This is a genomic window from Mangrovimonas sp. ST2L15 (assembly GCF_001280515.1).
GTDB lineage: Bacteria > Bacteroidota > Bacteroidia > Flavobacteriales > Flavobacteriaceae > Mangrovimonas > Mangrovimonas futianensis.
On sequence record NZ_LBIQ01000030.1, the window covers coordinates 1,284,041 to 1,296,766 of the forward strand.

Sequence of the window (12,726 nt, forward strand, 5' to 3'; positions counted from 1 at the left end):
AGATTTCCAAAAATATAGAAATCTGGGCAAATTAAATAATATTTACCTCTGCTTCAATTGAAATATCAAAAATTCGACGTACGGTCGTTTGGATTAATTTTGACAGTTGATAAATTTCTTGCCCTGAAGCGCCACCATAATTAACGAGTACTAACGCTTGTTTGGTATGCACACCGTAGTTTTTGAACGTTTTTCCCTTAAATCCAGCTGTCTCGATAAGCCAACCGGCAGGGACTTTTACTTCAGAATCTGAAAGAACATAACCAGGAATATCTGGAAAATTTTCCTTGAGCTTTTCAAATGCCTTGGAAGAAATGACAGGATTTTTAAAAAAACTGCCACTATTTCCAATCTCTTTTGGATTAGGAAGTTTACTTTCTCTAATATTTATGACTGCGCGAGAAACATCCTGTATGGTAGGGTTTTGTATCTCAAGACTGTCAAGTTCTTGAGTGATGGCACCATATTCTGTGTGTAAAACGTGATTTCTTTTGGTTAACTTAAAAGTGACACTAGTGATGATGAAATTTCCTTTTTCTTGAGTTTTGAAAATAGAATTTCTATATCCAAACTGACATTCAGCATTTGAGAAACTCCTAATTTCCTTGGTTTTGATGTTTAAGGCTTCGCAACTATCCATAACATCCTTAAGTTCCATTCCATAGGCGCCAATATTTTGAATGGGAGCGGTGCCAACATTTCCAGGGATAAGGGATAGGTTTTCGAGACCTCCAAAGTTGTTTTCTAGGCAATACAAAACAAATTCATGCCAAACTTCTCCAGCATTTGCCTTAACCCAAACATGTTCTGAATTGTCCTTTAAAATTTCTATTCCCTTAAGATTAACGTGAATAACCAATGCATCCACATTTTTGGTCAAGAGCATGTTGCTGCCACCTCCCAAAATAAATTTATCAGGGTATTCCTTTAAATCAAGAACTTCCTTTAATTGGCCAACATGGGACACAGAAACAAAAGAACTAGCTTTAACGTCTATTCCAAAGGTGTTATAAGGTTTTAGTGATATGTTTTTTTGAACAGGCACTAATTGGGATAAACTTTAAGAGCTTCTTTAAGAATGTTAACGGCTTTTCTTAAACTGTTTTCATTTAAAACATACGCAATCCTGATTTGGTTCAAACCAACCCCTGGGGTTGAATAAAAACCGGCAGCTGGCGCAACCATAACAGTTTCTCCATTAACAACAAAATGTTCCAAAAGCCATTGGGCAAAATCATCTGCGTTTTTAACTGGTAACTCAGCAACACAATAAAAAGCTCCTTTAGGTTTGGCTACTTTTACGCCTTCAATTTTTTCTAATTCTTCGATTAAGGTATTTCTTCTAGATACATATTCAGCTTTTACTTCATCAAAATAACTTTGAGGGGTGTTCAAGGCCGCTTCACTGGCAATTTGAGCTAAGGTAGGTGGACTTAATCTTGCTTGAGCAAACTTAAGAGCTGTTGCAATGACTTCCTTGTTTTTAGAAACCAAACAACCAATTCGAGCACCACACATGCTGTATCTTTTAGAAACCGAATCAATCATGATTGCATTTTCTTGAATGCTTTCTTCCTGCATAATAGAGTAATGCTCAATCCCGTCATAAACAAATTCACGGTAAACTTCATCAGCAATTAAAAACAAATCATGTTTTTTAACAATAGCCGCAAGTTTTTTAATCTCTTCTTTTGAATAAAGGTATCCTGTGGGGTTTCCAGGATTACAAATAAGGATAGCTTTTGTTTTGGGTGTGATTAACTTTTCAAATTCTTCAATAGCAGGAAGTGCGAAGTTGTCCTCTATTTTAGAAATGACAGGAACTATATTAACTCCTGAAGCCGTAGAAAAGCCATTGTAATTTGCATAAAAGGGTTCTGGAATAATAATCTCGTCATCTATATCCATGATACTTCCAAAAGCAAAAAGTAAGGCTTCGCTACCACCAGTAGTTACGATGATATCATCTTTGGAAACGTGAATGTCATTTTTTTTGTAATAACCCGCAATTTTTTGACGGTAATCATCAGAACCTTCAGATCTGGTGTAAGCCAAAATATCCAAACTGTGAATCTTTACAGCATCTAATGCAATTTCAGGCGTTTTAATATCTGGCTGACCAATGTTTAAATGGTAAACCGTTTTTCCTTCAGCATAGGCTTTTTCAGCGTAAGGTGCCAATTTTCTTATGGGGGATTGAGGCATGTCTAACCCCTTTTTGGATATTGCAGGCATAGTATTTTTTTAATTTTATTGGAGTGCAAATTTCGAAATAATCTTAAACTTTATTTAAAAATAAATGCAAAAAATTATAGGTTTCCTAAAGATTTGTAAATTCAATGACATAGAATCGCTTGATAGCTTATGATGCGGTATGTTTTGACATTGATTTTGGCATGCTCCTTTCAATTCTGTTTGGCTCAAGGACGATATGTGATTCAAAACAAAAAGGGATCGGATAAAATCCACTTTAAATTAGTTAATAATTTAATAGTCATACCGATAAAAGTGAATGGGGTAGAATTGTCTTTTCTTTTGGATACTGGGGTAAGCAAACCTATTATTTTTAATTTCTTAAATCTGACAGATTCCCTTCAAATAGAAAAAACATCAACCATTTTTCTTAGAGGTTTGGGTGAGGGTCAAGCTGTGGAATCCATCAAGTCAGAGGGAAATGTAGTGCAGTTGGGAGATGCCATTAATGTCAATCAAGATCTGTACATCATTTATGATTCGGCATTGAATTTTACGCCAAGGTTGGGTTTTCCTTTGCATGGAATCATTGGCTTTGACCTTTTTAAAGACCTGATAGTAGAAATCAATTATTCTTCAAGATTTATTCGGATTACAGATCCCAAAATATTTCGTTATAGGCACTGCAAAAGTTGTGTGTCCTCGGAAATGGAATTACATAAGAACAAACCCTATGTTGATGTAGCTATAGTTTTAATGGAAAAGGAAATTCCTGTGAAGTTATTGGTTGATACAGGCGGGAGTGACGCTCTTTGGCTATTTGAAAATAAGAGGATTGTAAACAATCAACCTTATTTCAATGATTTCTTGGGGCATGGGTTAAGCGGAAGTGTTCATGGTAAACGTTCCAAGTTAAAGAAGTTTATCATAAAAGAATTTGAATTAAAGAATACAAATGTGTCTTTTCCTGACACATCTGATATAGCCTATGTCAAAAAAATTAAAGGCAGAGATGGCAGTTTGGCAGGAAACATTTTAAAACGATTTAATTTGGTGGTCGATTACCCCAATTCAAAAATTAGTTTTAAAAAGAACCGACATTTTAAGGATCCTTTCAGCTATAATAATTCAGGGATTGAATTGGAGCATGATGGAGTTCGATTAATTACAGAAGAAAAAGCTTACTATGAAATGCAACAAATTAATCGAGAAGACAATAATACGCCCTCAACTAAAATAGTTTTGAATCCCAGCTATAAATTGGCATTAAAACCAGCTTTTTCAATAGTAGAGATTAGACCAGGCTCTCCGGCAGAGAGGGCAGGTCTTGAATTGGGTGATGTAGTTTTATCTGTCAATGGTAGACCGTGCGAAAAATATACACTACAAGAGGTGATGTTAAAATTTTATGAAGAGGTAGGTAAGGAAATAGAGCTTGAAGTAGATAGGAATGGCGATGTTTTGGAATTTAAATTTGAATTAGAATCCCCGTTTAAAAAATAAAAGCCTTGATTTCTCAAGGCCTTATTAAATGATACTTCCTATGGAATTATTTTTCCATTAAGCTTTTCTGTTTTTTTTCTAGAACGCTACTTTTACTAGGGTCAATGACCTCTCCTTTGATTTTTAAAACTACAGTAGGAGTTTCAGCATTAGAAGTTACAGTAATCGATTTTCTAATAGGCATCACACGTTTTGTGTCATACTTAACTTTGATTTCTCCTGTATCCCCTGGCATGATTGGTCCGTCTGGTTTCTCAGGTACCGTACAACCACAGCTTGACTTCACATTAGTTATAATCAGTGGGGCATTTCCAGTATTGGTGAATTCAAATGTTCTGACACCATCAGCGCCTTTTTCTATGGTTCCGTAGTCAATAACGTCTGTTTTAAATTCAATTTTAGCTACCTTATCCTGTGCTGAAACGCTCAAGGTCAATAATCCAACAAACAAGATTGTAATTAAATTTTTCATAATATTTCTATTTAATTCATTGTAAACATACTCACTTTTTGTGCCTAACGCAAAAAAATTAGATGTAATGCGCCTAAAAAAAATGGAAATCCTTGATTTTAAGGCCTAAATCTTATTTCGAAAAACAACAAAATATAAGTACTTTTGCGGGATATATTCCAAAAACTATTCCAAAGTATGAATATTCCATCAAAATATGATGCTAACCAAGTTGAAAGTAAGTGGTATGACTACTGGATGAAACACAATTACTTTCATTCTAAACCTGATAATAGGGAACCATATACCATTGTTATTCCACCTCCAAATGTGACGGGAGTTCTTCATATGGGACATATGTTGAACAATACCATACAGGATGTGTTGATTAGAAGAGCTCGTTTACAAGGTAAAAATGCTTGTTGGGTGCCCGGAACTGACCACGCATCCATAGCTACTGAAGCTAAAGTGGTAGCTAAATTGAAATCGGAAGGAATTGATAAAAACGATCTAAGCCGAGAAGAGTTTTTAAAGCATGCTTGGGATTGGACTCATGAGTACGGTGGGGTTATTTTGGAACAGCTTAAAAAATTGGGTTGCTCTTGTGACTGGGAAAGAACCAAATTCACTATGGATCCTGAAATGAGTGAATCTGTAATTAAGGTGTTTGTAGATCTATATAATAAAGGATTGATTTACAGAGGGTACCGAATGGTGAATTGGGATCCAGAGGCAAAAACAACCTTGTCAGATGAAGAGGTGATCTATGAAGAGCGTCAAGGATTATTATATTACTTATCATATCCTATTGAAGGCAGTGATGAGACGGTAACTATTGCTACCACAAGACCAGAGACTATTTTAGGAGATACGGCAATTTGTATCAATCCTAATGATGAAAGATATGCCCATCTAAGAGGCAAAAAGGCCATTGTGCCACTTTGTAATCGAGTCATTCCTATCATTGAGGATGAATATGTGGATGTAGAATTTGGTACGGGTTGCTTGAAGGTGACACCTGCACACGATGAAAATGACAAGAACCTAGGAGAGAAGCATAACCTGGAAGTGATTGATATATTTAATGCGGATGCCACATTAAATAGCTACGGATTGCAATATGAGGGGAAAGATCGTTTTGTTACTCGTAAGGAAATTGCCAAAGAATTGGAAGAAAAAGGATTTTTGGTAAAAACCGAAAATCACATCAATAAAGTAGGAACTTCAGAAAGAACCAAAGCTGTCATTGAACCAAGATTATCAGATCAATGGTTTTTGAAAATGGAAGATTTGGTGAAACCAGCCATTAAGGCGGTTTTAGAGGATGAGGAAGTTAAATTATTTCCTAAAAAGTTCGAAAATACCTATCGCCATTGGATGGAGAACATCAGAGACTGGAACATCTCCCGACAATTATTGTGGGGGCAGCAAATTCCTGCTTTTTACTATGGTGATGGGAAGGAAGATTTTGTCGTTGCAGAAACTATGGAGGATGCTCTAGTCTTGGCTCAAGAAAAGACAGGAAATGCCGAACTTAAGACTTCAGATTTAACCCAAGACTCTGATGCTTTGGATACTTGGTTTTCTTCTTGGTTATGGCCCATGAGTGTTTTTGATGGTATCAGAAATCCAGAAAATGAGGAAATCAAATATTACTATCCAACAAACGATTTGGTTACAGGACCAGATATTTTGTTTTTCTGGGTAGCCAGAATGATTATTGCTGGGTATGAGTATAAGGGAGAAAGACCTTTTGAAAATGTATATTTGACAGGTCTGGTTAGAGACAAGCAGCGCCGAAAGATGAGCAAATCTTTGGGTAATTCACCAGATGCTTTGAAGTTGATTGAAGAGTTTGGTGCAGATGGTGTCAGAGTAGGACTGTTATTAAGTTCTGCAGCAGGAAATGACTTGTTGTTTGACGAAGCACTTTGTCAACAAGGAAAAGGTTTCGGAAATAAAATTTGGAATGCTTTTAGGTTAATCAAAGGATGGGATGTTGATGAAACTATCGAACAGCCTGAATCCAGTAAAATAGCCTTGGAATGGTTTGAAGCTAAATTTCAGCAAACTCTTGTAGAGATTGAAGACCATTTTTCAAAATATAGATTAAGTGATGCTTTGATGGCAACCTATAAATTGATTTGGGATGATTTTTGCTCCTGGTTGTTAGAGATGATTAAACCAGCATACGGGGAAGCTATAGATGCTAAAACCCTTCAAGGTGTTATTGCCATTTTTGAAGACAATTTAAGGGTTTTACATCCGTTTATGCCTTTTCTTACTGAGGAAATATGGCAATTTATCGCAGATCGTACACCAGAAGAGGCTTTGATCGTAGCCAAGTGGCCCGCTCAAAAGTCATTTGATCAAGCTTTAATTTCAGAATTTGAAACGGCTCAAGAAGTGATTTCGGGTATAAGAACGATTAGAAAAGATAAGAACATTGCTTTTAAAGATGCTGTGGCATTTTCGGTAATAAATAATGAAGAGGTTAAGCCTACTTTTGATAGTGTCATTCAAAAATTAGGAAATTTAGAAGCTGTTGAATATACCAACGAAGCTGTTGATGGGGCTATTACTTTTAGGGTGAAATCCAATGAATATTTCATCCCTATGTCGGGTGCTATTGATGTGGAAGAGGAGATGAAAAAATTAATGGAAGAGTTGAATTACACCGAAGGCTTTTTGAAATCTGTCCAAAAGAAGCTGGCCAATGAGCGCTTCGTGAACAATGCACCTGAACAGGTCGTCGCTAGTGAGCGAAAAAAGGAAGCGGATGCTTTGGCAAAAATAGATACATTAAAAGCAAGCTTGTCTTCTTTGAAGTGATGAAAAAGAATCAAATCTACACCATAATTGCGATTGCTATTGTGGTTGGGATATTTTCCTTTGAAACTTTTTTAAATCAAAAGGAAAAAGAAAGCATAGTTAAAGAAGGAAGAGAGATTGGTGATCGAACCAATCTCTTTTTTTTGCCCAGTAGTACAACCGGTGTGATCGTGCATCATCAAGGCTATTCCTTGTCATATAGTGAAGCCTATGAGCAAGCAGAATGGGTTGCTTATGAGCTTTTGGAAGATCAACTTTCTGATGTGGACCGAAAACGGCCTTATTTTGAAGTTGATGAAGCCATACCAACAGGCGCTGCTAGTTGGCGAAATTATAAAAACTCGGGTTACGATAGAGGACATTTATGTCCTGCGGCAGATAGGCAATTTGATGAGGACTTATTCAACGAAACTTTTTTGACTAGTAATATTTCTCCGCAGAATCATGAATTTAATTCTGGTATCTGGAATAGTCTGGAGCAAAAGGTGCGTTATTGGGCTAAATCATACCATGGGGTTTATGTGGTTACAGGCGGTGTTTTAAAACCGGGCCTTGAAACCATCGGGTCAGAGAAGGGGGCAGTTCCAGAATACTTCTATAAAATAATCCTGGACTATAATGAGGGTAACCCCAAAGCCATTGCTTTTTTGATGCCTAATCGAGCTTTGGGAAGAAAAATCAAGCCATATATTGTATCTGTCGATTCCATAGAAAAGTTAACTGGGATTGATTTTTTTCCAAAAATGGAAGATAGATTAGAGGAAGAAATTGAAGTCAAATGGGATGGAGCGGGATGGAAATTTTAATATAATTTTTTAAGAATCCCCTTCCATCTGTAATTTCTAATATACTTACCTTCTTCGCTGGTGACCGTGAATTCAGGTTTTTCCTTTAAGGCTTTAAGGTAGCCAGCTATGTAATCTCTAAAATAATTGAAACTTTTCTTTTTAACACTTAATTTTAGAGCCGAAATGGTGGTGAGTATTAGCCCGTACCTCATTTTGTACATTGCTTCACCCTGTAAATGTTTGGCGGCTTTATTATAAGAAGCTCCGGTGGGTTTCAAATGTTTGACATGAAGTGTGTCATCTGCAAAGAAGTTCCAGCCGTAGAATTTAGCTAGTAGTTCATCAATGGTATCCCAGCCCATGGCTCTTTTTAATTTGCCTATTTCCAAAAAACAGTCCTTTCTGTAAGCTTTTAACGCACCTCTTATATGGTCTTTTCCTGTTAAATCTTCTAAGACCCATTGACCATCATTTTCAATATAACAAACACCGGCAGCCATTCCCAATTTAGGTGATTTATTGAAGTGATTTGCTAATGATTCCAAGTAGTTCGATGGAAAGATCAAATCAGCATCATATTTACAAATAACATCATATGCTTCATCTAAGGTAGCATACCCTTTATAAAAGGCGTTGATGATTTTGGTTCCAGGTAAATGTTCATCGGAGGAGGTAACGTTTACCAGTTCTATGAAGTTATGGGATTTTGAAAATTCTTCTACAATGTTTGGAGTATCATCTGAAGAATGATCATTGACTACCACAATTTTTTTGGGTAATAAAGTTTGATGGATTAGAGAATTTAAAGTGTCTCCTATAGAATCCGCTTCATTATGGGCAGGTATAACAATGTAAAAGTTCAATTATTGAATTTTTTCAGCATAAACAATATAATAACGAGGAGTGAACCATCTTAGTATGGGCCTAATTCCCAGTTTTTTTGTTGGATTAGTCCATTTTTGTCGATCCAAAATTTTCCAACCTGCTTTTTCTAATAGCCAATCAAATTGCCAATCTTCAAATTCATGGTAGTGCCTATCCCACAAGTCTGTTTTGCTTCTGTATGCAGGAGAAAACCAAAGTCTTAGAGGAACACTAGCAACTAATTTGTCTGCTTTTATTGATTTTAAAACCGTAAAAGGAGATACTAAATGTTCGAAGATTTCAAAAGCGGTGACCACGTCTGCAGCAGAGTTTTCAATGGCTTCAGTATTTAAATCCAAATCTTCACCTTTGGTGTTAGATACCTGGAATCCTTCCTTTTTCATGATTTCAGAAAAGGGGTTTGAAACCCCCAAATCTAAAACCTTTGAATCCTTTGAAATATGTTTATTTAAGAATTCTAATGTGTTTTTAAATCTTTTGTTTGGATATGTTTTCTCGTACATCTGGTAGGAATAAATGGCATGCTGCAAATATATAATTTCAAAATAAAGTTGTTATAATTTATAATTGTTAAAGAAGATGCAGGCTTTTTTTGTAATCCATAATTTTTATGTAAGATTTTTTTTAAAGGCTTGATTGATTTATATTTATAGAAAATTGCTGTTTGAAAATATCTTTCCAAAATATCAGGATCTTTCTAGTTATTTTAAGCTTAGCCTGGTTTCATGTTTTTAGTGTTGCAAGGGGTAACGTTATTCAAAATAATTGGGACCCTCAACTGGAGGTGATAACTCCTAGTTCATGCTCCTCTATGGACGGGGCTATTATAATTACTGAATTGGATTCCAATACAGCATATGAGATTCAATATCACAACGGTAGTTTACAAACATTAACCTTGACGACCAATACCAATGGTACTTTGACCATTGGTAATTTACCGTCAGGAAATTATCAAAACTTGAAGTTAACAAACTTGGTTTTGGGTGACCAAATATCCTTTGGTACGGTAGAGGTCCCTCACGTACCTCTACCAGCAGTTATTTCATTTGTAGTAAATGCAAGTGAGTGTTTTGCAAATGGTAATATTAAGATTTCTGGTCTGGAGCCCTTTACAGATTATGATGTGACTTATATTTTTGGGGGTTTACAAGATGTTACACTTACTTCAGATTTTTCTGGTTTAATAACAGTTTCTGGATTGGCGCCTGGGTTTTATGTAAATCTTACGGTTGAAGATATCAGTACTGGGTGCTATAGAGAGTTTGATCCTATTGAAATTGAAGGTGATCTTTTTGATGCTGTTTTATCAATCATTCCTCCTTCTGGCTGTGACAGTCAAGACGCTATTATGTCTTTTTCCGTTTCCAATACTAGTCCGGCAGACTATGAGATTACTTACTCCATAAATAATCAAAGCTTTTCTGAGGTTGTTTCAACTTCTGGATTAGGGGGCATCGAGGTTAATGGTTTAGATGCGGGTTATTATTATGATATTTTCATTACCAATATGGATACAGGATGTTTTGACAATATGGGGTATTGGGATGTGCCAAGACCAGAAATTAATTTGACAAGGTATTTTGCTGAGCCTTCAGGTTGTCTAGCTACAAATGGAGTAATCACGATTACGGGTTTAGATTTAAGTCCGTTAACCATTTTTGAGATTGGCTATTTTCATAATGGAATTCCCCAAAGTATAATTGTGGAATCTACGGACACTGGCCAGCTTATTATGACCGGACTGGGAACTGGTTTGTACGATAATTTTTCCATTTCAGAAATAGGAAATGATGACTGTCAAGGAACCATCGAGCCAGTTGAGCTAATTGCTCCAGAAATGGAAACGGTTTTGAATATAAGCGGAACAACGGCATGCAATTCTGCGGATGGCGCTTTAATGTTCACTGAATTGAATTCAGAAATGGAGTATACTTTAAGCTATGAGAATGGTAATGGTGAAACGGGGGAGTTTATTCAAATGTCCAATTCCCAAGGTCAATTGGAGTTTACAAGTTTGTCTTCAGGTTTGTATGCCAGTTTTACACTGGTGGAAGTTGAAACTAGCTGTTTTGCCCAATTTGAAGATGTTTTGATTTCCGCACCTGAATTGGAAATCCAGTTGGACGTGGCACCCGCATCACGATGTGGTGAGTCAGATGCTGCCCTTTACTTGTATGGTTTACTGCCGAATGCTTCCTATGAAGTGGGGTATTCTCATGGCGGTTCTCCATATGCGCTGGATTTGCAAAGTAATTCCAATGGCATTCTTACAATTATGGGACTTGATACGGGGACCTATGGATCTCTGGAAGTGTTGGAGTTGAGTTCTGGATGTTCCAAAACATTGGGTTCTTTTGAAATAGAATCACAAGATCTGGTTTTAGATTTTGAACCAATTATTCCTTCAAACTGTGCTGCTACAGATGGTGAAATTATCATTAATGACTTAATGCCAAACGAACAGTACCAGATTTATTTTTCTGGGGGCATCCAGGATGACGGAGAATACCAAGTGTATAGTTCAGACTCTGACGGGACCCTTACGCTGCTAGGGCTCTCTGCTGGGATTTATGATGGATTATCCTTGGTTGAGGTAAGTAGCGGATGTGTAGGTGTTATAGAGACCGTTAGATTGGGATGCTTGGATGGTTTTGGATGTTACAAATTAAGATCATTTTTCACTCCTAATCAAGACGGAGAAAACGACTTTTGGGGGCCAGAGGCAGAATCTCAAAGTTGTGATTATACTTTAAGAATATTCAATCGCTTTGGAAAACAATTGGCCGTTTTAAGTCCACGTGATTACAGGTGGGATGGAACCTATGAGGGTCATCAAATGCCTTCAGATGATTATTGGTTTACTGTAGAATATGTAGATGATCAAGGGAATCCTGGATTCTACAAGTCTCATTTTACTCTAAAACGCTAGTTTGATTTTTAAATTTAGGCTTTGTAAATCATGGCGTTAATATGCATTCCGGCACCTACACTGGCAAAAATGACGACATCACCTTTATTTACAACATGATTTTCCAATTTATTTTTCTTTACCAAATCATATAGAGTAGGAATGGTGGCTACGGAACTGTTACCTAGTTTATGAATGCTCATGGGGGTGATGTTCTCAGGCTCTGGCACACGGTATGCTCTATAAAAACGCTTCACAATAGCTTCATCCATTTTCTCATTAGCTTGGTGAATAAATATTTTTTTTACATCGTTTATATCCAAGCCACTTTGGTCCAAACAAGCTTTCATAGCTTGAGGAACGTGGGTCAATGCAAATTCGTAAACTTTTCTCCCTTGCATTTTTATGTAACTATTCGCTTTTGATTGCTCCTGATTATAAGAATTGCCAAAATATAAATAATAGGCCTCATCAAAGGTGTAACTCGCCGTATCAAAAGCCAATATGCCACCTTCTTCTTCAGTTTCTTCAATAACCGTAGCTCCTGCACCATCAGAGAATATCATGCAGTCTCTATCATGTTTATCAATAACTCTTGATAGCATTTCGGTTCCTATAACCAAACATTTTTTAGCCATTCCTGCTTTGATGAATGCTTGGGCTTGTATAACACCTTCTAGCCATCCAGGGCAGCCAAACAAGAGGTCGTAGGCGACGCATTTTGGGTTTTTAATTCTTAATGTGTGTTTAATTCTTGCTGCAAGTCCAGGAACCATGTCACCTTGATTGGTGCCATATTTAACATCTCCAAAATTATGGGCAACAATTATGTAATCGAGCGTTTCTGGGTCTATATTGGCATCGGTTAGGGCTTTTTCGGCGGCAAAAGCTCCCATGTCAGAGGTGACCAAATGCCTGTCGGCATAGCGCCTTTCTTGAATGCCTGTAATGGCTTCAAATTTTTCAACTATAACACTGTTAGGGGAACTGATTTGAGAGCCGTCGGCATTTAGGAATAAGTGTTGATTAAAATCAGAGTTTTTCTCAATGTTTTCTGGTATATAACTTCCTATACCAGTTATTTTGATGCCCATAAAAAAAGCTTTTAATTTATTAGGCCATGAAGGTAGGCATAATAAACTAAAAGCAAATTTTAATTTATA

At 36.6% G+C, this 12,726-nt stretch carries 10 protein-coding genes; 4 read left to right on the forward strand and 6 right to left on the reverse strand.

From position 1 onward, the window contains the following. Positions 1 to 31 precede the first annotated feature (31 nt). Positions 32 to 1,045 (reverse strand): UDP-N-acetylmuramate dehydrogenase, encoded by a 1,014-nt coding sequence (gene murB / locus ZA07_RS09520; protein WP_053971458.1) that lies wholly within the window; start codon positions 1,043 to 1,045, stop codon positions 32 to 34. Beyond that, positions 1,045 to 2,235 (reverse strand): pyridoxal phosphate-dependent aminotransferase, encoded by a 1,191-nt coding sequence (locus tag ZA07_RS09525; protein ID WP_053971459.1) that lies wholly within the window; start codon positions 2,233 to 2,235, stop codon positions 1,045 to 1,047. The genes murB and ZA07_RS09525 overlap by 1 nt, the downstream gene beginning before the upstream one ends. 129 nt (positions 2,236 to 2,364) lie before the next feature. On the opposite strand from ZA07_RS09525, the gene ZA07_RS09530 reads away from it, so the two are divergent. Beyond that, positions 2,365 to 3,696, forward strand: coding sequence for a PDZ domain-containing protein (locus tag ZA07_RS09530; RefSeq protein ID WP_053971460.1), 1,332 nt, complete (start codon positions 2,365 to 2,367; stop codon positions 3,694 to 3,696). A gap of 46 nt (positions 3,697 to 3,742) precedes the next feature. Here the strand turns inward: ZA07_RS09530 and ZA07_RS09535 are convergent, their stop codons facing one another. After that, entirely contained in the window at positions 3,743 to 4,168 is a 426-nt protein-coding gene (locus ZA07_RS09535) for a DUF1573 domain-containing protein (protein WP_053971461.1), read from the reverse strand. A gap of 177 nt (positions 4,169 to 4,345) precedes the next feature. On the opposite strand from ZA07_RS09535, the gene ZA07_RS09540 reads away from it, so the two are divergent. Both ZA07_RS09540 and ZA07_RS09545 read left to right on the forward strand, forming a co-directional pair. After that, a complete protein-coding gene (locus tag ZA07_RS09540; protein ID WP_053971462.1) occupies positions 4,346 to 6,979 on the forward strand; it encodes a valine--tRNA ligase in 2,634 nt (877 codons plus the stop codon). Next, a complete protein-coding gene (locus ZA07_RS09545; RefSeq protein ID WP_053971463.1) occupies positions 6,979 to 7,785 on the forward strand; it encodes a DNA/RNA non-specific endonuclease in 807 nt (268 codons plus the stop codon). The genes ZA07_RS09540 and ZA07_RS09545 overlap by 1 nt, the downstream gene beginning before the upstream one ends. Here ZA07_RS09545 and ZA07_RS09550 read toward each other — a convergent pair. Beyond that, positions 7,782 to 8,630 (reverse strand): glycosyltransferase family 2 protein, encoded by an 849-nt coding sequence (locus ZA07_RS09550; RefSeq protein ID WP_053971464.1) that lies wholly within the window; start codon positions 8,628 to 8,630, stop codon positions 7,782 to 7,784. The two genes, ZA07_RS09545 and ZA07_RS09550, sit on opposite strands and share 4 nt — an antisense overlap. Beyond that, a complete protein-coding gene (locus ZA07_RS09555; RefSeq protein WP_053971465.1) occupies positions 8,631 to 9,155 on the reverse strand; it encodes a methyltransferase in 525 nt (174 codons plus the stop codon). It abuts the gene before it with no gap. Positions 9,156 to 9,316: 161 nt separating this feature from the next. Here ZA07_RS09555 and ZA07_RS09560 point away from each other — a divergent pair, with 161 nt between their 5' ends. Further along, complete coding sequence (locus ZA07_RS09560; RefSeq protein ID WP_053971466.1) at positions 9,317 to 11,584, forward strand: T9SS type B sorting domain-containing protein; 2,268 nt, start codon at positions 9,317 to 9,319, stop codon at positions 11,582 to 11,584. 14 nt (positions 11,585 to 11,598) lie between these two features. On the opposite strand, the gene ZA07_RS09565 is transcribed toward ZA07_RS09560, so the two are convergent. After that, on the reverse strand, positions 11,599 to 12,657 hold the full coding sequence (locus tag ZA07_RS09565) for a 3-oxoacyl-ACP synthase III family protein (protein WP_053971467.1): 1,059 nt from the start codon (positions 12,655 to 12,657) through the stop codon (positions 11,599 to 11,601). Positions 12,658 to 12,726 lie beyond the last annotated feature (69 nt).